Here is a 23,980-nt window from a genome sequence, read left to right as displayed (position 1 = left end):
AGTTTAAAATTTGAATTAACTACCAATTCCCATAAAACAAAAATTTTTCGTATAAGCATGACAAATTGCTGTAGCAAGAGCATCAGCAGTATGGTGACATTTTATATTTGAGCTTTTAACTATTTGCTTGACCATAAATATAATCTGACCCTTATCAGCATGACCATTTCCAGTAATGCTCTTTTTTATATAGTTTGCATCATATTCATTCATGGGTAAATCCGTCATTCGTAATATTAAAATTGCAATTGCTCTTGCATATCCTAAAGTTAGCGAAGATTTTGGATTCTTATTAATAAAAATTTTTTCCACAGCAGCTTCATTTGGAGAGTATAGGAAAATTACTTTCTTTAATTGTTCAAAAATTATATGTAGACGTTCACCTACACCCAATTTACCATCAGTTGATATGGTACCGCCACCCAAAAATTTAATATTATTCTTTTCTTCCAGTCTAATAATGGCCCAACCAGTCTTACTCATCCCTGGATCTAGGCCTATTATTTTAATCACTTAATAAAGGCTTAACCAATAAATAAACAGAAATAAAAATATCCATACTAGATCGACAAAGTGCCAATACCAAGAAGCAAACTCAAAGCATAAGTGATCTTGAGGTGTAAATTGACCTTTTCGAGCTCTAAATAAGCATACTGACAAAAATATTATTCCTATTATAACATGCACACAATGAAACCCAGTAATCATGTAAAAGTTAGATGTATAAATAAGTTTTTCTCCTGTTTCTCGCAAAGAAAAACTTGCTTCATGATATTCGATTGCTTGCACTATTATAAAGAACATCCCAAGCAATATAGTTATAGACAGCATTTTAATCATGCTTTTTTTATCATTTTCAAGTAAAAAATGATGTGCTGAAGTAATTGTTGTACCAGAAAGCAATAATATTAGTGTATTCATAAATGGTAACGACCACGGATCCGGTGGTAAAATCCCTTCAGGGGGCCATTCAACTTTTTTTGTAGGAGAAAACGCTTCAAATAAAAAAACCGGATCAAGCCAGGCTTTAAAGAATGAACAAAAGAACGCTATAAAAAACACAACTTCCGAGAGGATAAATAAGTACATTGCAAGCTTGAGTCCATGTTTTACAATGGCAGTATGGCATTTATCATAAATTGCTTCTCTTATTACATCTCTCCACCAATAAAACAGCACTCCTGATACCGCAGAGATTCCCAAAACTAAACCAAATATTCCAGAAATTTGTTTATGGAGTGTACCAACTAATCCAAGTGCAAGAACAAGAATTGCTGCTGATATAGCAATTGGCCAGGGACTTGGGTCCACTAAATGAAAATCATGTTCTTTACTTTTCATATCATCTTCAAAAATACGTATTAAGCATACAAATTAGCTTAAAATTGTCAATATTTCTTAGGAAATTGATTAAATCTTGAAAAATTATATGCGCTGTTCCAAAAGTCTAACTCAAATTGTGCAGTTATTTTAAATAATTCAAGCATTCTGGTCCTTTCACTTTCCCTTACTTTGTTACAATACTCGTCAACAATACCTTCCAAAGCAACACATCCAGATTCCATCAAGCTACTGCCAAAAAAATCAAGCCAATCCTTATACCTATTATTTTTTTTAATTTTATTTCTCATACTATTAACAACAACTTTATATATAAAATGGCAAGAGTAGAGAACTGTTACAGCTTCATAAACGTTACTATATGAAGTAGACAAAAGAAAGTTAGTAAAATTGAAACACTCAAGCGACTTTTCTCCACGATTTATGGAATACACAGCAAAGTAGTGGTTGTATAACACTTTCATAATCTCTACTACCCCTTTAGCCACCTCAATAAATGGAACAATGTTGTTACAACTCTCCATTTTTGATGCAATCATTAAAACAGTACGAACATAATCAGCTAAAAAGAATGCATCTTGTTGTATATAAAATTTGAAGTTTTCTATATTTAAAGTATTATTTGCTAATTCAACATTGAAAGGATGCTCAATAATATCCTTTAAAAGATTTGACCCATAATAGCTCTTAATTATACCACTGAACATCACATAAACTAGAATATAATTTAGTGTTAATACTACAGACTATGCTAGAGAATACATCTCATCCCAAAACATTATTTCTAGCTCTAGACCTCTCTTAAAAAACTCATGCATCCTTCTTTTTTCACAATCTCCAGCTTTCTTATAAAATTTATTCGTAACATTAGTAAACTCATCAATTGCAGCATTCATTGCTTTGCTATTGTAAATATTGACCCATCCTTCGTACTTGCTATTTTTAACCTCATCGAGTGTTAGCTCACTCATCATATTATGTAGAATGATTTGGTATATGTTAAAGCAAGGGTAAGATGCTGATAAAGCTTCAGCAACAGAACTGTGATATGCAGCGCGCATGAAAAAGTCAGTAAAGGCAGAACAGGATCTTGATTTTTTGTGATTATCAGATAAATCACAATCTCCAAAATGTTCTTTATATTGCCTCCGAACATCAAATGTTCCTCTTGCCACATTTATTAAGCTGCTCATTATTTCAATGTCATGAACTTTAGCTGCAATAATCAATAAAGCACAAGTACAGTCCACTAAATATAAAAAATCCTGCTGAAGATAAAATTTGAACTTTTCATAATCTAGCGTATTATTCATCAACTCAACATTGAAAGGATGTCCTTTTATTTTTTCAATAAGACCAGATGATTCTTTTATAGCAATATCATAAAATTCTTCTTTTGGTTTGTCGGACATCTTGCAAGCCTCATAAATATTAAAACTAGTATAGTTACTAAAGAGTTACTTACAATTTATAATAAGTTATTATATAAGTATCAAGCTAGAAATAAAAGAGTTTAATAGTTTAAAGAAATTCTCTCTTTTCTTCTTCTATATTAAATTCTTTACAAAAATCAGTAGATAAGTCCACACCTTCCCAAGAAAATCCACCATCACTTTCCGATTCTTTACCAAAATGCCCATAGCAGGCTGTACGTTTATATATAGGACGATTAAGTGATAAATGTCTGATTATGCCTTTAGTTGATAAATCTATGTTACCTTCAATAAACCCTTTAATCCTCTCTTCATCTATTGTATTCGTGCCAAATGTATCAATGTAAAATGAAGTAGGTTTTGAGACACCAATTGCATAAGAAAGCTGCACAAGACAACGTTCAGCTAAACCTGCAAAGACAATATTTTTAGCAAGGTATCTCGCCATATAAGCTGCGAATCTATCAACTTTTGTTGCATCTTTTCCAGAAAACGCTCCTCCACCGTGTGGAATATAGCCTCCATAAGTATCAACCATAACTTTTCGTCCGGTTAATCCACAATCACCAACTGGTCCACCAATAACAAATCTACCTGTTGGATTGACTAAGAGATTTTCTTTAGGGCACATCCACCCTTCAGGTAAAGATGAAGCTATGTAAGGATAAATTATTTCCTTCACTTTCGATTGACTCAGATCCTCAAGATGCTGTATTGAAACAACAATACTTTCAGCACGCACTGGAAGGTTATTCTCATACGCCAAAGTGATTTGCGATTTTGCATCCGGACCAAGCTTTACCTCTTTGACCATACTCATGATATTTCTCAGAATCGAGTGTGCATAAAAAATGGGTGCTGGCATGAGGCTTTCTGTCTCTATTGTTGCATAGCCATACATTATGCCCTGATCCCCAGCACCTTGATCCACACCTATTGCAATGTCATTTGATTGTTCATGTAGTAATATATTTACTTTCACTGTTTCCCAGTGGAAACCATCATGCTCATAACCAATATCTTTTATTGTATTCCGTACAATACTTTCAATCTTGCTATTTTCAATGTTCGGCCCAAATACTTCCCCAGCTATAATAACATTATCTTTAGTAACTAAAGTCTCTATTGCAGTACGAGAGGAAGAGTCATTAAAAAGGTATTCGTCAAGTATTGCATCTGAAATCTGGTCTGCTACTTTGTCTGGATGACCGGCTGCTACTGATTCACTGGTTACTGAATTCTTATGTAAAACCATCGCTTAGTTACACAATATCAAAACTATTGCAAATTTAAATGGTGGGTCTGGGAAGAGTTGAACCTCCGACCTCACGCTTATCAGGCGTGCGCTCTAACCACCTGAGCTACAGACCCGTATCTATTCAAGCCAAGGCTTGCATATCATCTGTAGGCACAACATCAATAAACGTCTTTTTATTTGCTGATTTTCTAAAACTCACCCAGCCTTTCGTTTTAGCAAAAATCGTATGATCTTTACCCATACCAACATTCTTTCCAGGATGAAATTTTGTACCTCTTTGACGTACAATTATGTTACCTGGAATAACCCCACCATTCTTCTTTATCCCGAGCCGACGCCCTGCCGAATCTCTACCATTACAGGAACTACCACCTGATTTTTTAGTTGCCATATCCTACCTCTTACTTTTGAAGACTAATTTCATTGATACGAAGAACAGTAATATACTGCCTATGACCATTTTTCCTACGGTAATTTTTTCTTCTCTTTTTCTTAAAGATTATAATTTTTTTATCTCTACACTGCTCCAGTACTTCAGCTTTAACAACAGCATTAGATGAACAAGATAAGCCATTACTTGAAACACAAATCACTTTATTGATTTCCACTTCCTCTTTTTCTTCAGCTTGTAATCTTTCTACTTTAATTATGCTGCCTTTTTTTACTAAATACTGCTTTCCACCAGTTTCGATTACTGCAAACATGACAAATATCAATTATTGTTATTAACACTAATCGTAAATGATGTTACACATACTGTCAATATAAATAAAAACATGAAATACTTCTACCTTTATCTGCTTTTCCTCGTGGAGAGTAGTCAAGTTTTAAAACTTGACTACTCTCAAATTCTCTTAGTCTCATGAAAACTTTACGACGTTAACAAAAACTCAAGCTTTCACTAAAAACATTCAATCGGAGCTTATAAATTAAAACTCATTCCAAGTTCAAACCCATGAGAAAAATTACTGAACTTGTGAAGTTTATAGCCAGCGAAAACATTCGTTCTCTCAGAAAGTGGAAGATTAATACCAGCACCTATCTGGTAGGAAAAAAACTTTTTTACGTCTGGCTGTTGACCTTGCTGTGCTGGTTGAGATACTTTAGCTCCACCTCCTACACCAAAAGTAACATAAGGAGTAATATCCGTACTTTCAAATTGATGATTATAATGAAGCTTTGCCATGAATCCTAACTCTGCCAAAGATCCTCCAAACAAAACAGATTTCAATACAGGACCAGCTGAAATTTTAATGCTATCTGTATAGTGATAACCAAGATCATAATTAACACCAAGATTGCCATATGACGACGAAGTATAGATTCTATCTCTAATCCAATCAACTCCAAAAGACGGTGCTGACAGAGAACAGCAGACTACTAAAGTAAGTAATTTTTTCATTTTCACCCTCTAACCATGAATATACGCATATATACTCACAGAAAAGTTAAAAATTACATAACTTACATAATAAAATCGGAATCACTTTCTTAGCTACTTGCCTTTCTTTTGCAATTGCCAAACTTCTCTTTGTCACATTTTGTTACCTACCGCAATCATCATTTTAGCCTATATCACTTGCTTTTTTTCAACAAAAATTCAAACCAGACTTCACTAAAAACATTCAATCGGAGCTTACAAATTAAAACTCATTCCAAATTCAACCCCATGCGAAAGTTCATGAAACTTCTGCAGCTTGTAGCCAGCAAAAACACTTGTTCTCTCAGAAAGTGGAAGATTAATACCAGAACCTATTTGATAAGAAAAAAATTCTTCTACGTCTGGCCCTTGATTTTCTGAAAGAGGAATTTTAGCAACTCCTCCTACACCAAAAGTAACATAAGGAGTAATATCTGTATTTTCAAATTTATGATGATAATGAAGCTTTGCCATAAGTCCCGCGTCTAAAATCCCTTCACTCATAACAAGTTTAACTGCAGGACCAAATGAAATTTTAATGCTATCTGTACAATGATAGCCAAGATCATAATTAATACCAAGCATACCATACGACGAAGAGGTGTAGGTTCTATCTTTAACCCAATCAACTCCAAAAGACGGTGCTGACAAAGAACAGCAAGCCAAGAAAGTAAGTAACTTTTTCATTTTTATCCTCCAAAGATTAATATATGCATATACAAGCATATAAATATTAAAAATAGTATAAATTGCAAGTAAAAAATTGGAATTATTTTATTTTTTTTGTTATTTGTCTTTCTCTTGCAATTGCAAATTGGCATATCTTTCACTATCTGCTGCAATCATCATTTTAGTCTACATCACTTACTTTCACTTCAATATAATTTCCCACTAGCCTTTACTAAAAATATTCAATCAGAGTTTATAAATTAAAACTCACTCCTAGCTCAATTCCATGGAAAATTTTATGAAACCTTTGCAATTTGTAGCCAGCAAAAACACTTGTTCTTTCAGAAAGTGGAAGATTAATACCAGAACCTATTTGATAAGAAAAAAATTCATCATTGACTACAGCTTTGAAAGCCTCTCCAAGTAGAGCACTTATGTTTTCACCTATACTATCAGCTCTACCTACATTAGGTTTAGCCTTCATTGTACGCACTATAACAGCACCAACACCAGCAGTAATATAAGGAGTAATACCCGTATTTTCAAATTTATGATGATAATGAAGCTTTGCCATAAGCCCCACCACTGCTCCAAATTCTTCATCAAGAGTAGGTTTGATTAGAGAATTAATAATAGGTTTGATTACATAGCCAACTGAAATTTTAACGCTATCTGTATAGTGAAAACCAACGTCATAATTAACACCAAGTCGGCTATATGACAAAGAAGTATAAATTCTATCTTTAATCCAATCAACTCCAAAAGACGGTACTGACAGGAAACAACAGACCACCAAAATAAGCAACTTTTTCATTTTTAACATGTATATTGATATACATGTATACTAATATATATGTTAAAAATAACATAATTCGTGTAATAAAAATTAGAGTTATTTTATTTTCTTAGTTATTTGCCTTTCTCTTGCAATTGCAAGACTTTTCTCTGGCACATCCTCTACTATAACGCTACCTGCTGCAATGACAGAGTCATCATGCACATTAAGCGGTGCAATCAATGAACTATTGGCACCAATAAAACAATTGCTTCCAATATTTGTTTTATGTTTTTTTTTTCCATTATAATTACAAATAACGGTACCTGCACCTATGTTACTCCCCTGCCCTACCTGAGTATTTCCTATATAACTTAAATGCTTTATCTTAGTATTTATACCTATATCACTTGCTTTTGTTTCAACAAAATTACCTATGATTGCACCATCACCTATTGTTGTATTTTCACATTTGGCAAATGGACCAACCCTAACACCAGATCCTATTTTTACTCCAGGACCAAAAAAAACGTATGGGTAAACAATCGAATCCATACCAATTTGCGTATCAAGAGAGAAGAAAACAGTTTCTGGAGCAACAAGCGTTACTCCAGAGTTAGTGAAAAACTTTCTTTTTTCTTCTTGAAAGTAAAACTCGGCCGTTGCAAGGTCATTCCTATTATTTATGCCATTTGCCTCCTCCTCATCAGCAATAACATAGCCGACATTTAAATTACTCTTTACTGCAATGGCAACGATATCGGTCAAGTAATATTCATGAGCTTGGTTATTACACTCTATTTTCTCCACCAATTCACGTAGATTCTTTTCACGTGCAACCATTATTCCGGCATTAGCAAGAAATTCCTCATCATTATTTCTACCATTTTGTGCTTCTACGATTTCTCTTAGGGAACCATTCTCAATAATTAGTCTACCGTATCCTTTATTATTAGTTTTAAACCCAAGACAAACTAAAGCATTGCTCTCTCCTAAGCAGCTTATCATTTTAGTTATTGTGCTGCTTTTTATTAGTGGAGTATCCCCATACTGCACAACAACTATATCTGACAATTCTTTCAGGTTTCTCATTGCAATTTTGACTGCATCCCCTGTACCGAGCGTTGACTCTTGTGTAATTAGTTTTATACCCTCAAAGCATTTCAGCCTTTGAGTTAAAGGCAAATCGACTACAATAACTATTTTTTCAGGATTCAGCTGCTTTGCATTGTAAATGACATGCTCAAGCATGGAGAAATTACCTATTTTGTGCAGAACCTTAGGCAAGCTTGAATTCATTCGTTTACCATGCCCAGCAGCAAGTACAACAAATGTATAAGATTTATTTGTCACTTATCTTAAAGACAAAAAATGAAAACCATAATGGTTGAGCCAACTAACTCTATTGTCGTAAAAGCTCCTTAGATCACCAATTTGATATTTCAGCATCGCAAGCCTTTCTATGCCAATTCCAAATGCAAAGCCACTGTATTTAGTATGGTCTATTCCAACATTTTTAAAGACATTTGGATGCACCATACCACATCCAAGTACTTCAATCCATTTACTATCTTTATAGCTTATGTCCACTTCCGCAGAAGGTTCAGTAAAAGGGAAAAAACTATTACGAAAGCGTATTCTTAGACCCTTATCTCCGAAAAATTTACTAAGGAAGCAATGAATAGTAAATTTTAATTGGCCCATATTGACATCTTCATTAACATAAAGTCCTTCTATCTGATGAAACATAGGAGTGTGAGTTGCATCAAAGTCATTTCTGTATACCCTGCCTGCAGCCACTATTTTAATTGGAAAAGTTTTTGTCTTTTCCATGGTTCTAATCTGCACAGATGAGGTATGAGTGCGCAGCACCATTCTTTTATCATTTATTTTATTCCTTAAATAGAAGGTATCTTGCTCCTCTCGTGCAGGGTGGTGACTTGGAGTATTTAATGCATCAAATACGTGAAATTCATCTTCAATATCAGGACCATCAACTGCTTTAAAGCCCATATGCGCAAAAATGAGCTTCACTTCACTTATAACTTTACTGAGTGGATGAATCTTGCCAATTCTTTCTGGTCTGACAGGCAGTGTGATATCAACTGCTTCATTTTGCAGTTTTAACTTAACTTCTTTATCTTTTAGTTCATTTTCTTTGCTTGTTATAAGCTGGTCTATCTTATTGCGTAAAACATTAATCACTGCACCTAGGTCGCGTTTTTCTCCTGCATCATCTATATTCTTTAAGTCATCGAAATAAGCTTTTACTACACCCTTTCTCCCCAAGTATGACAACCTAACTTTTTCTAAATCCTGCAAAGAAGCAGCATTTTCAATCTCAGAAACTGCCTTATCTTCAAGTAAAGGTATTTCACTTATTAGCTCTTTGTTCACCTTAAAAACGCTAGCTTAAACTTTCATTATAGTGAAATCTTTAATATCATCAATAAAACTATTCGCATAAAAAGTTGTCATCAGAGTAGCTGATCTCTATGATGGTATCATTAAAATTGCCCCTATCCGAGTGTTTCCTTCTTCTGTCATTCCAGTGCTCCGACACTGGGATCTAGGAATTTTATTAAGTTGGTAAGCATAAAAGTAGCCGTTTTATGTTAAAATACAACGTTTTGATGATCATGAAAAAACTGGATGCCAGTGTCTGGGCACTGGCATGACATCATCTTTTTTATCAGATGCATATGAAATCAGCGCTTTCTTTCTTGTCATCCAAGTATTCTCCTTCTTGTCATCCCAGTGCTTGACACTGGGATCCAGAACAGGTAATAAGAAGTGCTGGAATGACATCTCTATAGGACTCCTAACTAATCCAAAATATTAAAAAATTTACCAGGCGAAAAAAAGGCAAAAGAATCCCCCAGTAGTGAGTTTTATAATGTAAATTGGCATTGTAATAATGTGCTAACGCTTATTTAAAGCGCGTTTTGGCTGAATGTAGAAAAAATAAAAAAGACATGCAGCCGCTATAATTTTATGTAATCTGCCAATATATACCTGAGTTTTTTACTGAATTTTGTTGTTAAATCTGCAGAGATTAAAAACAAGGATAAACACTCTTATTGTCATGATAAGAAGATTGATGAGATTTGTAAAGTAACTTTTTCTGCTCTTATTGAATCCAACACGCTACTATTATGTAAGAGTGCTATAATTATTAATTTATTGACTAATTATGTTTTTTATTTCACTCTATATTAAAAAATTTACTCATGCATAGTAGTAACATAGAAACTAAGAAAAAATATGAAATGGAGGATTTACCTAAGTTTTTTAAGGATAGATCTAAAGAAATAAGTAAAGCATTTTCTAATGAAGTGCTGGAGATTAGCACCATTCGCTCAAAAAATATTACAAGTGATACGCAAGAGTTTTCATTTAAGCTCAAGCTACTGACAGAGGTAAACCCTAATACAATATTACCTCAAATAAAACATTTAATTGACTTTTTTAAAATCTGCCTTTCTCAGGAGAAAAACTTCACAGCCAATATAAAAATGCCAAAAGAAAGTGAAGAATTATACAATAGCTACTGTAAAACTGTAGAAGAATTCATAAATAATGCTCCAATTCAAATCCTCCTGCAGGGCATAACAATAACGCTACAAACAGAAGTTAAAAACATCAACCTCAATAGCTTGCAACAAATCGAGGCATTTTTGAATGAACAGCTAAAGCATGCAGAAAAAGCTAAAAATGAGGATGCCACAAGAAATTTAGTCCCTCAAGAAATAGAGCGGGATATAGGTCAAACTACTTCGCACACAGATTATTTTAAGGCTAATAGAAAAAAGAAGTCAAAAAAGCAGGCTAAAGAATTATTGCAAGAAGAAAAACAATCAATCATAAAACAAGCTCAAATTGATGCTAGAGTAGCTATGATAGATAATGTAGCTAAGCACAAGGGAAAAAAACTCGATGAAATATTCGTAGAAGTAGTAAGTGAATATAAAAATCAAGATTCAGATGCATTTTACAATATTTTCAACTCAGTGTTTAATATTATTTATTTCCAAGATAAACAACTACATGAAATATTAGAGCCGAATGAGATATCAGAAGTGCTAGAGGTACTCAAAAGGCCACAACCCCCTAATAATTCACTTTTAGGTAAAGAATATTTACAAAAGCAAGTATATAGAAAAAAAGCGCAGTTTATTAAATTAGTTTCAGGCCAACCTTCTCCACAGCCTAAAAATGTTTCTCATGAAATTTTACCAAGCAAAGCTGTAGACCATTTACCAAAACAAATGAAGCTAAAACTCGATTGCCTACTAATATTAGGCTCAAATCAACATTAAAAGCTATGTTTTCTTCGAAAGAGACTTATTTTTGTCTATTTTTAGTAGCAGCTTCTATATCAGCACTCTGCCTATGGCACTTGCCGCTGGGAAAAGTGTCAATTTTAAAGGAATTGGTGCTAACAGAAAAAAGGGAAAGTATCGGTCTAACATTAAACATAGGGTTACCAATATTAATTACACTGTGCGTTTTGAACCTGGCTTACTTTCTATATTCTGAATATTCTGTAGAATCTATTGAGCAGATAAGTAAAAAAGATCTTCCTTTGCGCACCTAACAAATAAGATCTTTTGTGATATAATTATTTATTTTATTGCATGTTTAAAGGAATTATCAAAGATATTGGCACTATAACTGATATCACTATCCACCCTAACTCTGATCAAATCTTCCATATTGAGACACAAAATTTATCCTCTATAAACAAAGGAGATTCAATATCCTGCTCCGGAGTGTGTTTAACTGTTGTCAACATAATGAGCAATGTATTCACAGTTCAAGTATCTCAAGAAACCATGAAGGTTTCTAACTTAAATACGTGGAAAACAGGGAAAAAAATAAACCTAGAACAAGCAATGAAACTGAGTGACAGAATTGACGGCCACTTGGTTCAGGGTCATGTGGATGACACGGCAGAAATTTTAACAATCAATCAAAATTTAGAATCTCATGAAATCAGACTATCATGCCCACAAGAATTAATTAAATTTATTGCAAAAAAAGGTTCTGTAACGCTAGATGGAGTTTCCCTTACGGTCAATTTAGTTATCAACCAAGAATTCACTGTGAACATTATTCCCTACACATGGAAAAATACAACTTTTCAATATAACAAAACAGGTAATTACCTAAATTTAGAAGTTGATATGATTGCTCGGTACTTAGACCAGCTGATAAAATATCAACACAATTAATTTTACAACTTTGTTATTTACAACTATTATATCTTGAAAATCATATAGATACAAAATATGTTTTTCGATAGCCTAATTATCTTTATTATTGTCTTGTGTGTAATAATATCGATAACTAGAGGTTTTATAAAAGAGCTATGTGCATTAATGTTCTTGCTCTTATCAGTCTTTTTGACAGCTAGTTACTATGATTTTTTTATTATAAATTATAGTAAGTATTTTGACTCTAAAGTTACAAAAAACATACTTTCTACAATCTCTGTATTTATCATACTTAATCTTACATTCATGACAATGAATAACTGGCTAATGTACATATTATCACCTATAAGGTTGGGATTAATGGATAGAGTTACTGGAATCTTTGTCGGAGCACTCAGAGGAATATTGCTTTCTTATGTACTATTTTTTGCTGTGCACTTATATTGCCACACAGTATATGATAAAAAAGAGGGAGAGTCTAAAATAGACGCAGAAGACATATTGCCCAATTGGATAATAAATTCACACTCTTATCAGGCTTTATTTGTGACAACAGAAGAAGTAATTAACATGTATGTACCAGAGTCATTGATACTAAAAATAAAAGAGATTGGTGAGGAAATGGTTGATCAAGAAAAACCTCAAAACAATAAAGAAAAGTGAGTGTGCATTTTCTATAGCTAAACTAGATTAGACAGCTGTTATCCACAGCAGTGCGACATAGGTTACCAATTCCTATTACTAATCAAACAAAACTGCAAACATTGACGAATAAGTAAATCATCAAAAAAATTTAAATGTATAATTTTAGTGCATCAATGTAATAAAACAAAACTTTTTTAGTGAGTTCAAAATTTTCTAAGGTATTTCCTTCACATCTTGCTGTTATGCAGTTTTGCGTATTTGATACTCTAAGAAGCCACCAACCTTTATCATCAGTTACCTTAATTCCATCAAGCTCTGAAAATACAATGTTTTGCTGCTTTAGTGTCTCCTTGATTGATTCAATTATTTGAAATTTTTTCTCATCCTTCACCACAATTTTCACTTCATGAGTGATATATAACTTTGGTAAATCTTCAATCGCCTCAGATAGGCTTTGGTTTTTCTTAAGTAAAATGTCAATGGCTTTAATAGCAGAATATAGTCCATCATCAAAACCTAACTCAGAAAAGAAAAAATGCCCACTGAGTTCACCGGCAAACTTGGCCCCTTCTTCTACCATCTTTTTCTTAACTAGTGAGTGTCCAGTGGCACAGGTAATTATTTGTCCTCCTAATTTGCTAACGAAATCATGCACTTTCATACTCATTTTTACGTTGGCAATAACTTTGCTTTTTGGGTATTCCGCCAATACTTCACGTGAAAAAATCATAAACAAGTGATCATTGGAAACAACATTACCTTTATTATCAATCAAGCGTACCCTATCACCATCACCATCAAGTGCAATACCAAGATCACATTTATCTTTCTTGACAATACTGATTAACTGAGCAAGATTTTTTTCTTCTATGGGATCTGGGTCATGCAGTGGAAACGTCCCATCTATAGAGTTATTGGTTATGATGTGTATATGACTTGGTAAAACTTTTTCAATATACCTTACAATTGTTGGACTATTGCCAAAATCCCAGGCTATCTTTAGCTTGCGTGTAGTATTATTTTTTAGTGCATTTTTTAATATGTGAATGTATTCACTATATGTATTCGTGTTAATTAAGCTTCCAATTTTCGTGCTGTTTTTAATTGTACTGCCTATAATTTCCTTCATTTCTTGATCTGAGTAAACTTTTTTACTACTGAAAAATTTAAAGCCGTTATATTCTCTGGGGTTATGAGAAGCAGTGATCATAATCCCAAGATCTGCCTGCATTGTTGCAGCGTAGAGCATAGGTGAAGAACAGAGCCCAACGCGTATAACATTCGCACCGGATAAAATCAAGCCTCTGATTAATTCTTTTTCTATGCTTGGTGAATCTATCCTGCTGTCATAGCCTACACAAACGTTAGCTGCAGTTTGACCAAATTTTCTACCTATTTCATACCCATCACTGATCTGCAGGTCTCTGCCTACCACACCTCTAATATCGTATTTTCTTATAATAGTATTGTCCATAGTGCACTTCTTGGAGTGGTTAATATATAACATTCCCGCCAAATACTCAAGTTTATTTAACTATAAAATTAGTTGATTTTTTAAGAAAATATGTTAGTATTGTAATGTAGCTCTCTAAAAATAAAAATTATGCCAAAAGAAAATTTACTTGTAACTGAAAATCAAGGTTTAGATGTAGATGAGCAAAAGAAAAATGATATTTTAAGTTTCATTGAACCTTGCAACAATTTTCAGGATTTTATAAAAAAATTAGAGGAAGAAAACTTAATTTGGTATTTTATTGGCCCTTTACGCAAAGATAAGGACATTAAAGAACAGATAAATTTAAAGTGGGAAAATGAGTTTCAAAAGTTTGAGCAATCAATAACTGCAACACATAAAAAATTTGAAGAATCTCTACCAGGTGAAAATTTCTTAGTATATACAACACAAGATAATGAATTTAAAATTAGATTTGAAAATAAAGAAAAACCAATAGAGATTAGCACCCTTTTAAGAGCCAGCGACGAAGGCAAGGTTTATAACCTATCTTTAGGGAAAGATAGTCAAATAACTGCAACCAAAAAAGGCAGCGAAAGGCACTATGATTTTACTGGTTCAAGCTCATGTGAGATGACCATTAACTGGCAAGCTAAGGATTCTAAAGGCAATAGCATAGATTGTAGCATGACTGTAGAAGTAAATTCTAAGGGCATAAAAAGAGTGATTGATGAACCAAAATTTGGAGAAATAACTGACCCAGAAGAGGTATTAAAATTAGTTGAGCAGAATAAAGAAGTTTTTATCAACGGAAAAACTCTGCATCAAGCTTTTACTGACATGGGCAAAAGTGTGAACGAGCAGCAAACGCTGGCAGAGGAAATATTTACAAAAGATCCACCACAGTCACCTATACCAAGTAGTAGTGGATATTCTTCTCCTGATTCGCGTAGAAGTTCTTTTTTCACTGAGAGCGAAATTGGTGATGAAGAGTCTGAAATCACTGATGAATACATTGACGACAGTTACGATCAACAAAAAATGCACAAAGATTATGACAGAAAGTATGAGCAAGAGGGATTAAAAGGTGTAGATGAGACTATAAATGAAATTAACAAACTTGCAAAGCAGCGTGATGATCTAATCTCGGAACGTGATTACCTGAAAAATGAAATTAACGAACAACAGGAAGCAATGCTTGAAAGAGATCAAAAAATCAAGGAACAAGATGCTTCTATTAAGAAGCTTACAGAGAAACTCAAAAAATCAGAAGAACTTAATCAAAATATAGAAAAGGAAGGTGATACAGGAATAAGAACACTAAGTGAAGAAAAGCAAATTTTGGAAGGAAAAGTTAAAAGACTTGAAGCTGAATTGAAAAAAATAATGCAAGAAAAAGATCAAGACATTAAGCAATTAGAACGAAAGGTAAGCACACTAGAACAAAGTCAAAAAGATAAAAATGCTAGAATAACAGATTTAATTAATCAATTGAAAGATAAAGAAAGCGAGATTCAGTCAACAAATAGAATAAATGAGGAACTACAGGAAAAATTTAAGCAAAGTGAAGCTAAGTTAAGTGCACTAGAAAAAAAGAATGCAAATTTGGAAAATAATCTAAAGAAAATATTGGTAGAAGGTTCACAAGATAATCATGAAAAGCAGTTGGCAGAAGAATTGACGGAAGCAAGAAATGAAAACGAAAAATTGACTGATAAAGTAAATCAATTAGCTAGAGAATTAAATCAACTGCAAAAAGAAAAGGGAAATTTAGAAAGGGAAATTTGGCAACTTAAATCTGGAAGATCACTTGCGGATGAGTTCAGTGAAGTAAATGCGAAAGTAGCTACTTCAACTCAAACTGAAGTTGAATATGAAAGTAGAGGAATCGAGGCAAGTGATCACGAAACTACAGTTCCTAAAACACAAGACCAAGGTACAAATGCAGGTGTTAATGCATCATCTTTAACAGGTCAAAAAGAGACTAATACAGTGGCAGTTCAAACTGAAGAGCAAGTGATTGATTTATACAATAAAGAAGGCAAATATGTCAGAACAGAACTATCAGATCCAAGCGCAGTCTCTGCTCAGGCTTCAGAAAAATCTACTCCTTCAAAAGGATAAGTTTTGCTTCAACTATAGCTGATCTAAACGAGACGTCATACCGCAACAATCACTAATTTTCTGTCCTTTCAACAAAACACATCAAGTAAAATCATTTGAGTGCAAATGAACATTGTTAGATGAATTAACCCTAACTTAAGAATCAGATATATACAATATTAGTATGTTTAATTAATAGTGAGGTTAAAAATGTCACCTAGTGAAAAAAACTCTTCAAATTTTGTTGAAACTAAGCAAGATGATCTTAAAATGATTCAAGATTCTTCATTAAATTCAGATATCATTCACGATCCCAAGAAGCTAAAAGACAGAATTATGGATCTAGTAAAAGGAGATACAGAATTCTCTAAAATGAAGCAAGGAGATAAGGCCCTTGTAGTAGGTACAGCAAGTGGATTATTTACAGCAGTGCTACCACTTTTGGCAGTTGGTGCAACACTTGCTATACCAGGTGCTATAGTTGGTCTTACTCTATTTTTCGCTGTGAAAGTTGCTGTAAAAGCAGTTCAATCTGGATATAAAGGGCTCAAATGGTCAGCAGAAAAAACAGTTGAAGGAGCGAAGCATATTGGCGGAAAAATCAAAGATGGTGCTGTATATGCCAAGAATTCGGTAAAAGAAACTGCAAGTTCTGTAAAACAGGCAACACAAGAGAGAGCTAGCTCTACATTAAGAAAAATGGGGGATAACATTCAAAACCTTGGAAGGAAGATGAGTGATAGTGGTGCAAGCATGTCTAGTTTAGATGGCATCGCATATTCAATAGGTAATGAAGATCAAACTGTTATTTTGAAAACAAAAGAAAAAACGAGAAGTTTTAATAGTGTAAAGGAAATGTTTGTCAAGGAAGTTTTTGAAGACAAAGGTGTGAATAGCTCTGCTTTAACTAGGAAAATATTTTCTAAGCTGGGGGAAAAAATATTAGAGAAAGCTTATTCTGTTGATGGTCAACACAGTGCCAAAAAGGACCAGTTGATCAACCGATTGAAGCAGCAAATAGATTTTATCAATAAATTAGATGCTAAGAAGTTGCAACATTTGTTAGCTAAAGATAATAGCAGCCTATATGAAATTTTTTCTGAACATCATAATGAGATTAAGGAAGTTATTAAAGAATGCAAGGAAGAGCATACTCGTTTTAATACTTTAGAAAGGCTTGATAAGTCAGCAAAAAGGCATAAAGCAAGTTCTATGAATTCACTGGAAAATAGCTTATCAGGTAGTAGTTCAACGAGTTCTATAAGTACTGTTAGCAGCAAAGCAGAATTATTAAATCTTAGTGAGCATAAGGAAGTAAAAGCACCTACTTCACTTTTTAGCAAGTGGTCATCATCACTAAAAGGTGGCAAAAAGCCAGAGAAAGTTACTTGCACAGGATATAAAAGGATTTCTGAGGATGAGATGCCATCTGCAGAGATAAGAAATAGCCACTTTTATGTTGCTCCGGAGAAACCGCTAAGAAGCAATTCAATGGGTTCTTTAAGCACTGACAGTACTGCTACAACTTCTAGCTTTGCCAGTTACCGTCGTAATCCTGATAGTGGGTTCAATTCACCAAGTTCTTCTCCGCAACATGGGATACTCACTAAGGAAAATGGTGAGTTAAAAACCCAAGCTGACTTAAGAAAGACAGGTTCTTTGGACAAATTGGTGGGACCTTCTTCAACAGTAACTGCTGAAGTCGATGTAGAGCATCAAGCTCCAAAAATGAAGATATAGAGAGTAAACAAAACTATCTATCTTCTTAAAAAAGATGTTACTCAGTGAGTAACATCTTTTTTTCATTTGATCAAAAACATTCGCTTATTTAAGATCAGTTTTCTAGCACTGGGCCAATTATGGAGTTTCTTTTGCCTTTTTTCTAGGTTATGCAAGAAACTTGAAAAATAAAATTTTTATTCAATAATTTGTGTATAAGGGATATCATTTTACTGCTAGCGAAATAAACCAGAATGAAGTCTATTTTATTGACAAGGCCTTTATTAGATTCGTTGAGCACAAGAAGCACGCTAAAAAAATATGGATACAAAGTTTTTATAGAGCCAGTATTCACAATAAAGTACTTAAATCCTGATATATCCGCGCACGAATTTGATGTTGTGATATCTACAAGTAAAAACAGTGTAAAGGCTTTCAGTCAAATATGCAAAGAGGATAACTTTTCGATTATTACAGTTGGTAATTCAACTATGCAGGCTGCAAAAAATTTGGGATTTTCCGATATAATCTCAGCAGACAGCAACGTTGATGGTCTGATATCATTCATAAAATCTCATTATTCAAATGCAATAAAGTTCTTATATATAAGGGGACAAGAAGTATCATGTGACCTAAAAAAAAGATTATCTGAAGAAGGTTTTAACGTAAGAGAAGTTGTACTCTATAAAACAATTACTAAAAGGAGTCTAACTAATAGGTGTAAAAATTTACTATTGGACGGTAAAATTGATAGCGTTGCTTTTTTTTCCTCACAAACTGCAAGGGTATTTTGTTCATTAGTTCTAAAAAGTGGGCTATCTCCTGTGATGAATAATACAGTTGCATATACCATGAGTAAAAACATTGCTGATAGTTTAAAGTTAATCAAGTGGAAAAAAATTATAACATCGAGGTTGCCCACAGGGGAGAGTTTAATTGATATAATTAATAAGGATTGTTGATGCTAAAGATTGCAACTTGGAATGTAAACTCCATACGTAAAAGAATTAACCAACTTTGTAGTTTTATAGTTGATAGTCAGATAGATATAGTTTTGCTGCAAGAGATAAAATGTACGGAAGAGCAATTTCCTTATGCAGAAATAGAAGAATTAGAATATGAATATGCTATCTATGGACAGGTTGCAAGAAATGGTGTTTGTGTTTTATCTAAATATCCAATACTGGAAAAATTAAAAATTGATGTTGTAGAGAGTCATCAAGAAGCACGTTATATAGAGTGTGTGATAAAACACACCAATAATAAGGTAAGGGTAGGAAGTGTATACGTTCCAAACGGTCAAAGCCCAGACTCTCATACTTTTGAGTATAAACTCAAGTTTTTTGATAACCTATATGAAAGGATGGGCACTTTGTTGAAAAATGAAGAGTTAACTATTATAGCTGGCGATTATAATGTTGCACTGGATGAAATTGATGTTTTTGATTCAAATTTATTAAATGGCCAAGTGTGCTTTCATATAAAAGAGCGTGAGAAGTTAAGAGCAATCTTGAATCTTGGTTTTAAAGATGCATTTAGAATATCTCACCTCAACTTACAACAATTCACTTGGTGGCATTATCAAGGTAATTCACTCAGAAACAATCAAGGAATGCGAATAGATCATATGCTGCTATCGCCACAAGCTGCAGATAAATTGGAAACATGTTACATAGATGATAGGTTGCGTAAACTAGAAAACCCATCTGATCATACTCCCGTTGTATGTGTTATAAAACAATAAAAGACCTATTACACAATTCACCTTTGGCAAATAGGTCTTACTTGACTGCTGTCTTTTCTGTGCTTTTGGCTGGCTGATCTAAAGTAGGTTGTTTAAGGGTAGCAGGTGTTTCTTTTCGTGGACTGCAAACTCGCTCAGAAGCAAAATGCTGTTTATTCTCTCCGTCTCCCTGAGAAATTTGTTCAGTAATTTCTTTGATTTCGGTTTTGAAAATATCATCAATGCCATTGCGAATTTTTTCATTCAATTTTTCTCTCTTTTCTATATCATCTTTATCTGGTGAGCTAGGGTCATATAAAGTACCTGGCCTATTATTTGAAAAAAGAACTTCAATTCCTCCCTTTACAGCAAATATTGTACCAATAACAGCAGCAATTATCGCAAGTGTAGTAGGACCAAAAATTAATATTGAAGCAATGGAAAAAAGAATAGGAAGAAAAACTTTACGTAAGAACTTTGTTACCATCTCTTCATCACTAAGTAGTGGTTTATCCTCTTCTTCCTTAACATCTAAAACTTTTCCAAGACCTGGTATTTTTTTTAATAATCCTCTTCCAGGTATTTTACGCTTAACAAAATCAACAACCCAATCCCTAGCTTCTGTACCACGTACATCATCTAAGCATCCTTCTACTATTTGCTTTACTTTACTATCTTCCTCTCCAGCTAATTTTTTCTCTCTAATTTCTTTAAGCACAGAAAGTAAAAACTGACAAAAATTCTCTTCACTGAGTGGTCTTATCTTTTCTGGATTGACATTATTAAGTAGTATGTACTCATAATCTGATATGAAAACATTAGTTATTCGTGGGCTCTCCTGTGATTTGGCTTTATCTTGTAATTCTTCCATGAAGGCATCATAAATTGCCTTATGTTCTTCTTTGAAAATTATCTCACTTTCCTTTATAGGTGATTTTGAAGACTCTGCTTTTACTGGTGGAACTGTCATGGTTGACCTATTTCATTTACCTATGCCATAATTATAGCATATTTTTCGTATTAGTTCAAATTTCTTAGAACCTGTCTTGAAAGAGAAAAAAAAGAAAAGAATAAAGCAAAAAATAGAAAAGTAACAAATGATATAAGTGATAAGGGAATGTAAAAAATTGCTTCCATATATTTTAAATCTGATTATAATTACAGTTAGAGATATTTTAAGAGCTCAAAATCTATCTTTGTCTGCAGACTTTTCAGTCAAATTTTTAATCAAAAAGCGTAGCGTATCTTCTTTAGTGCATGTAAATATGCTTAATCTCTGTTGTATGTGCGCTGCACTTTTTTCTAATCTTTTTTTTACACAGGGGGATTTTATGTCCAGAATTCCAGATATTTGACCTTTACTTTAGCTAAAAACCAATAGGCGCCTATAGTTTAACGCTAATTAAAATAAAAATTTTTCTAATATATAGAAGAATCACTGTTTACTGAAAACGGGGCAAGAAAGCTGCTAATGTCACAGAATTTTAGGTAAATGTTGTTTGCTTGACGTATGAGTGTACTCTCCTTACTTCAAGAAATATTTAATATGACTATGCTTGTTAATTAAGTCCTTTCAAGACAGGTTCTTAGGGTCTACGGTATAATTAAGAAAAGCCCCAGTTGTCGCTAATTTTTATTTCTACTTCAAGTGGTATAGAAATTTCTACTGCATTTTCCATTATATCTTTCATAAGTTTTGCTGTTTCTTGCACTCTGCTCTCTTCCACTTCTACAAGTAATTCATCATGAACCTGGAGGATTATTTTACCTGACTTTAACTGATCAAAAAGCCGAATCATCGCGCGTTTTATTATATCAGCGGCAGTTCCTTGCAGTGGTGCATTTATTGCTGCCCTTTCTGCAAATTGTCTTAGATAAGGAATTTTATTGTTGATGTCTCTTACAAAACATCTTCTACCAAACAAAGTCTCTACATAACCGTGCTGTCTTGCGATAGATACTGCTTTTTCCATATAGGCTTTTATTTCTGGATAACAAGAAAAATAGTAATTAATGTATTCAGCAGCCTCTTGAAAGGTAATGCCAAGTCGCTTTGCAAGGCCAAATGGACTAATGCCATATATAATGCCAAAATTAATGGTTTTTGCTTTGCGTCTTAATTGCTCATCTATTTCTTGCACTCCAAAAACTTGTCTTGCAGTGATATCATGAATATCTTGCCTGTTTGCAAAAGCTTCTTTAAATGCGGTAACATTTGCAACGTGTGCCAGGATTTTTAATTCTATTTGTGAATAGTCAGCAGAAATTATCTTGCAACCTTTTGGCACAATAAAGGCTTGCCTGATAAGACTACCTTCTTCGCTTCTGATAGGAATATTTTGTAAATTAGGATTGCTAGAGCTCAGCCTTCCAGTTGCAGTCACAGTGATTGAAAAGCTTGTATGTATCCTACCATCAAGCGGATCAACCTGTTTTATTAACGCGTCAGTATAGGTACCCTTTAATTTACTTGAATGTCGCCAACTTAAAATTTTACCTGCGATTTCTGTCCCCTCCTCTTCAAGTGCCTCTAGAACTTCAGAGTTTGTGCTATAAGACCCAGATTTTGACTTTTTCTTTTTACTTAGCTCCATTTTATTAAACAAAACATCACTTAATTGTTTTGGCGATGCAATGTTGAATTTTTCTCCTGCTAAATTATGTATATCGTTTTCAAGTACAGCAATTAGCTGCTCAAACTTATCAGACAATTCCTGTAGTTTTTGAATATTGAGCAGTATTCCATTTTGCTCCATATCAAATATTACTTTCATGAGAGGTCTATCAAAGCGCTCGTAAATCGTAAAAAGTTTTTCCTGAAATAATCTTTGTGTCAGTTTCTCATGGATCGCTATTAAAATTTTTGCCGAGAAAGTTTCTACATTTTTACTTAAATTGTGTGCAATTATGTTTGGAATGCTGTGATCACGCTTACCTGTGTCAAGGCTGTATGACATGATCATCAGGTCATCAATTGAGTCTAGCACTCTCTCTATTGTAGGAAATATTTCTCTGATCTTTCTAATATCATGTACTATTTTAAGCACCCCATTTGAAAATAAAGTTGAATTTATTATAGTAAGTGCATCTTGTAGGCAGCTTTGATCTATGTAGAAAATATTATCCTCACTACAAGATAAGGAGATTTTGTTCAATCTATTGTTTTCAAAGTGGCAATGAATTGCAATTTTACCTTCATATCTGCAATGCTCCAAAAATTTTTCTAATTCTTCACTACTATATTCTATTTTCTCTTTTGTGCTAGATCCACTATAAGAAAAGAGCTTTTCTACTTTTCCTATCAATGAATTAAATTCATATTTCTTCAAAAAGGATAACAATTTTTCCATATTTGGAGGATGGACTTCATATTTTACAATATCATGTTGAAGATCTACTTTTTTGCATAGTGACAAAAGTTCTCTTGAAATTAGTGCTTTTTCCTTATGCTCAGTAAGAATATTACGAACTCTTGTTTGCTCAATGTTATTGATGTTTTCTATAATGTTATCCAACGAATCAAATTTATCCAGCAATTTAGCTGCAGTTTTTGGGCCTATTCCTGGAACGCCTGGAATGTTATCAGATGCATCTCCAGTTAGAGAAAATAAATCAAGAAGCTTATTTGAATTTACACCAAATTTTTCTATCACTTGTTTTTCATCTACGTATATATTTTTGATAGGATCAAATATTAGAATGTTGTAATTCAAAAGTTGAAATAAGTCTTTATCTGATGAGACTACTACTACTTTAAAGTCTTCGTGGTTGGCATATTTTGCAGCTAGTGTTGCAATTATGTCATCTGCTTCATAGCCTTCAATCTCTTCATAGCTGAAGTTAAAAGCTTCTACCGCTTCTCTCAGTATTGTAAATTGTGGAATTAGATCCTCAGGAGGTGTTACTCTGTTTGCTTTGTACTCAGAATATAAACTGTGCCTGAAATTTTTTTTGCCAGAATCAAGTGCTATAGTTAAGTAGTCCGAATGGGAAATATACTTCAGAACCATATTAAGAAAACCGTACACAGCACCTACTGGAATACCAGCTGTGGTAGTTAAATGATGTAAGACATAGTAAGCCCTGAAAAGAAAACCATAACCATCAATGATTGTGAAAGTTTTTTCTTTCATTGTAGATATTTATGTGTGCCTTTGATGGTCTGTTATTTAGCTATAAAAATCAAGCTCTTGTTTCCTATAGCAAAAATAATCATAATGCTATA

General features: G+C 33.5%; 21 protein-coding genes, 1 tRNA gene and 1 pseudogene. 7 read left to right on the top strand and 16 right to left on the bottom strand.

Going from position 1 to position 23,980, the window contains the following annotated elements; genetic code table 11:
• Positions 1–15: 15 nt before the first annotated feature.
• The 13 genes from ruvC to pheS all read right to left on the bottom strand — a co-directional run bounded on the left by ruvC (position 16) and on the right by pheS (position 9,293).
• Positions 16–513, bottom strand: coding sequence for a crossover junction endodeoxyribonuclease RuvC (gene ruvC, locus ONG78_RS03410; RefSeq protein WP_012481999.1), 498 nt, complete (start codon positions 511–513; stop codon positions 16–18).
• Positions 514–1,341: a cytochrome c oxidase subunit 3 gene (locus tag ONG78_RS03405; RefSeq protein WP_264374611.1), complete on the bottom strand. Its 828-nt coding sequence runs from the start codon at positions 1,339–1,341 to the stop codon at positions 514–516. It abuts the gene before it with no gap.
• A gap of 47 nt (positions 1,342–1,388) precedes the next feature.
• Positions 1,389–2,048 (bottom strand): TenA family protein, encoded by a 660-nt coding sequence (locus tag ONG78_RS03400; RefSeq protein ID WP_264374610.1) that lies wholly within the window; start codon positions 2,046–2,048, stop codon positions 1,389–1,391.
• Between the two features lie 39 nt (positions 2,049–2,087).
• Positions 2,088–2,753, bottom strand: a complete 666-nt coding sequence (locus ONG78_RS03395) for a TenA family protein (protein ID WP_264377674.1) — start codon at positions 2,751–2,753, stop codon at positions 2,088–2,090.
• Positions 2,754–2,862: 109 nt separating this feature from the next.
• On the bottom strand, positions 2,863–4,029 hold the full coding sequence (gene metK, locus ONG78_RS03390) for a methionine adenosyltransferase (RefSeq protein ID WP_264377673.1): 1,167 nt from the start codon (positions 4,027–4,029) through the stop codon (positions 2,863–2,865).
• A gap of 39 nt (positions 4,030–4,068) precedes the next feature.
• Positions 4,069–4,145 (bottom strand) — tRNA-Ile (locus tag ONG78_RS03385).
• 8 nt (positions 4,146–4,153) lie between these two features.
• Positions 4,154–4,423 carry a 50S ribosomal protein L27 gene (gene rpmA, locus ONG78_RS03380; RefSeq protein WP_264374607.1) on the bottom strand — a complete coding sequence of 90 codons (270 nt, stop codon included), beginning with the start codon at positions 4,421–4,423 and terminating at the stop codon, positions 4,154–4,156.
• A gap of 10 nt (positions 4,424–4,433) precedes the next feature.
• A complete protein-coding gene (gene rplU, locus ONG78_RS03375) occupies positions 4,434–4,736 on the bottom strand; it encodes a 50S ribosomal protein L21 (protein WP_015588327.1) in 303 nt (100 codons plus the stop codon).
• Positions 4,737–4,954: 218 nt separating this feature from the next.
• Positions 4,955–5,434, bottom strand: coding sequence for an outer membrane protein (locus ONG78_RS03370; protein ID WP_264377672.1), 480 nt, complete (start codon positions 5,432–5,434; stop codon positions 4,955–4,957).
• 234 nt (positions 5,435–5,668) lie between these two features.
• Positions 5,669–6,139, bottom strand: a complete 471-nt coding sequence (locus ONG78_RS03365) for a P44/Msp2 family outer membrane protein (protein WP_264377671.1) — start codon at positions 6,137–6,139, stop codon at positions 5,669–5,671.
• Between the two features lie 235 nt (positions 6,140–6,374).
• Positions 6,375–6,935: a P44/Msp2 family outer membrane protein gene (locus tag ONG78_RS03360; protein WP_264377670.1), complete on the bottom strand. Its 561-nt coding sequence runs from the start codon at positions 6,933–6,935 to the stop codon at positions 6,375–6,377.
• A 78-nt stretch (positions 6,936–7,013) separates the two neighbouring features.
• Positions 7,014–8,249, bottom strand: a complete 1,236-nt coding sequence (locus tag ONG78_RS03355) for an NTP transferase domain-containing protein (protein WP_264377669.1) — start codon at positions 8,247–8,249, stop codon at positions 7,014–7,016.
• Positions 8,250–9,293, bottom strand: coding sequence for a phenylalanine--tRNA ligase subunit alpha (gene pheS, locus ONG78_RS03350; RefSeq protein WP_264377668.1), 1,044 nt, complete (start codon positions 9,291–9,293; stop codon positions 8,250–8,252). It lies immediately after the preceding gene.
• A gap of 833 nt (positions 9,294–10,126) precedes the next feature.
• Here pheS and ONG78_RS03345 point away from each other — a divergent pair.
• The 3 genes and pseudogenes from ONG78_RS03345 to ONG78_RS03335 all read left to right on the top strand — a co-directional run bounded on the left by ONG78_RS03345 (position 10,127) and on the right by ONG78_RS03335 (position 12,775).
• Positions 10,127–11,493, top strand: a pseudogene (locus ONG78_RS03345) (hypothetical protein).
• A gap of 40 nt (positions 11,494–11,533) precedes the next feature.
• A complete protein-coding gene (locus tag ONG78_RS03340) occupies positions 11,534–12,130 on the top strand; it encodes a riboflavin synthase (RefSeq protein WP_254229936.1) in 597 nt (198 codons plus the stop codon).
• Between the two features lie 57 nt (positions 12,131–12,187).
• Positions 12,188–12,775 (top strand): CvpA family protein, encoded by a 588-nt coding sequence (locus tag ONG78_RS03335; RefSeq protein ID WP_264374602.1) that lies wholly within the window; start codon positions 12,188–12,190, stop codon positions 12,773–12,775.
• Positions 12,776–12,905: 130 nt separating this feature from the next.
• Here the strand turns inward: ONG78_RS03335 and ONG78_RS03330 are convergent, their stop codons facing one another.
• On the bottom strand, positions 12,906–14,231 hold the full coding sequence (locus tag ONG78_RS03330) for a phosphomannomutase/phosphoglucomutase (RefSeq protein WP_264374601.1): 1,326 nt from the start codon (positions 14,229–14,231) through the stop codon (positions 12,906–12,908).
• Between the two features lie 129 nt (positions 14,232–14,360).
• Between ONG78_RS03330 and ONG78_RS03325 the strand changes: the two genes are divergently transcribed.
• The 4 genes from ONG78_RS03325 to ONG78_RS03310 all read left to right on the top strand — a co-directional run bounded on the left by ONG78_RS03325 (position 14,361) and on the right by ONG78_RS03310 (position 19,776).
• Positions 14,361–16,334, top strand: coding sequence for a hypothetical protein (locus tag ONG78_RS03325; protein WP_264377667.1), 1,974 nt, complete (start codon positions 14,361–14,363; stop codon positions 16,332–16,334).
• A gap of 189 nt (positions 16,335–16,523) precedes the next feature.
• On the top strand, positions 16,524–18,053 hold the full coding sequence (locus ONG78_RS03320; RefSeq protein ID WP_264377666.1) for an actin-bundling T4SS effector WalE1 family protein: 1,530 nt from the start codon (positions 16,524–16,526) through the stop codon (positions 18,051–18,053).
• A gap of 233 nt (positions 18,054–18,286) precedes the next feature.
• Positions 18,287–18,994: a uroporphyrinogen-III synthase gene (locus ONG78_RS03315; protein ID WP_064085243.1), complete on the top strand. Its 708-nt coding sequence runs from the start codon at positions 18,287–18,289 to the stop codon at positions 18,992–18,994.
• The gene (locus tag ONG78_RS03310; RefSeq protein ID WP_264377665.1) at positions 18,994–19,776 is read left to right on the top strand and encodes an exodeoxyribonuclease III; all 783 of its coding nucleotides are present in this window, start codon (positions 18,994–18,996) and stop codon (positions 19,774–19,776) included. Before ONG78_RS03315 ends, ONG78_RS03310 begins: the two co-directional genes overlap by 1 nt.
• A 37-nt stretch (positions 19,777–19,813) precedes the next feature.
• Here the strand turns inward: ONG78_RS03310 and ONG78_RS03305 are convergent, their stop codons facing one another.
• Both ONG78_RS03305 and polA read right to left on the bottom strand, forming a co-directional pair.
• Complete coding sequence (locus ONG78_RS03305) at positions 19,814–20,725, bottom strand: hypothetical protein (protein ID WP_264377664.1); 912 nt, start codon at positions 20,723–20,725, stop codon at positions 19,814–19,816.
• A 634-nt stretch (positions 20,726–21,359) separates the two neighbouring features.
• Positions 21,360–23,888: a DNA polymerase I gene (gene polA / locus ONG78_RS03300; RefSeq protein WP_264377663.1), complete on the bottom strand. Its 2,529-nt coding sequence runs from the start codon at positions 23,886–23,888 to the stop codon at positions 21,360–21,362.
• Positions 23,889–23,980: the final 92 nt, after the last annotated feature.

Origin of the sequence: Wolbachia endosymbiont (group B) of Philonthus cognatus, assembly GCF_947179345.1 — a bacterium.
Classification (GTDB): Bacteria; Pseudomonadota; Alphaproteobacteria; order Rickettsiales; family Anaplasmataceae; genus Wolbachia.
This window is presented reverse-complemented; position numbering and strand designations above follow the sequence as displayed.

What these genes read in the sequence shown, in the direction of transcription:
- ONG78_RS03405 (WP_264374611.1), bottom strand. Translation starts at nt 1,341, where the DNA reads ATGAAAAGTAAAGAACATGATTTTCATTTAGTGGACCCAAGTCCCTGG.
- ONG78_RS03400 (WP_264374610.1), bottom strand. Translation starts at nt 2,048, where the DNA reads ATGTTCAGTGGTATAATTAAGAGCTATTATGGGTCAAATCTTTTAAAG.
- ONG78_RS03395 (WP_264377674.1), bottom strand. Translation starts at nt 2,753, where the DNA reads ATGTCCGACAAACCAAAAGAAGAATTTTATGATATTGCTATAAAAGAA.
- metK (WP_264377673.1), bottom strand. Translation starts at nt 4,029, where the DNA reads ATGGTTTTACATAAGAATTCAGTAACCAGTGAATCAGTAGCAGCCGGT.
- rpmA (WP_264374607.1), bottom strand. Translation starts at nt 4,423, where the DNA reads ATGGCAACTAAAAAATCAGGTGGTAGTTCCTGTAATGGTAGAGATTCG.
- rplU (WP_015588327.1), bottom strand. Translation starts at nt 4,736, where the DNA reads ATGTTTGCAGTAATCGAAACTGGTGGAAAGCAGTATTTAGTAAAAAAA.
- ONG78_RS03370 (WP_264377672.1), bottom strand. Translation starts at nt 5,434, where the DNA reads ATGAAAAAATTACTTACTTTAGTAGTCTGCTGTTCTCTGTCAGCACCG.
- ONG78_RS03365 (WP_264377671.1), bottom strand. Translation starts at nt 6,139, where the DNA reads ATGAAAAAGTTACTTACTTTCTTGGCTTGCTGTTCTTTGTCAGCACCG.
- ONG78_RS03360 (WP_264377670.1), bottom strand. Translation starts at nt 6,935, where the DNA reads ATGAAAAAGTTGCTTATTTTGGTGGTCTGTTGTTTCCTGTCAGTACCG.
- ONG78_RS03340 (WP_254229936.1), top strand. Translation starts at nt 11,534, where the DNA reads ATGTTTAAAGGAATTATCAAAGATATTGGCACTATAACTGATATCACT.
- ONG78_RS03335 (WP_264374602.1), top strand. Translation starts at nt 12,188, where the DNA reads ATGTTTTTCGATAGCCTAATTATCTTTATTATTGTCTTGTGTGTAATA.
- ONG78_RS03330 (WP_264374601.1), bottom strand. Translation starts at nt 14,231, where the DNA reads ATGGACAATACTATTATAAGAAAATACGATATTAGAGGTGTGGTAGGC.
- ONG78_RS03325 (WP_264377667.1), top strand. Translation starts at nt 14,361, where the DNA reads ATGCCAAAAGAAAATTTACTTGTAACTGAAAATCAAGGTTTAGATGTA.
- ONG78_RS03320 (WP_264377666.1), top strand. Translation starts at nt 16,524, where the DNA reads ATGTCACCTAGTGAAAAAAACTCTTCAAATTTTGTTGAAACTAAGCAA.
- ONG78_RS03315 (WP_064085243.1), top strand. Translation starts at nt 18,287, where the DNA reads ATGAAGTCTATTTTATTGACAAGGCCTTTATTAGATTCGTTGAGCACA.
- ONG78_RS03310 (WP_264377665.1), top strand. Translation starts at nt 18,994, where the DNA reads ATGCTAAAGATTGCAACTTGGAATGTAAACTCCATACGTAAAAGAATT.
- ONG78_RS03305 (WP_264377664.1), bottom strand. Translation starts at nt 20,725, where the DNA reads ATGACAGTTCCACCAGTAAAAGCAGAGTCTTCAAAATCACCTATAAAG.
- polA (WP_264377663.1), bottom strand. Translation starts at nt 23,888, where the DNA reads ATGAAAGAAAAAACTTTCACAATCATTGATGGTTATGGTTTTCTTTTC.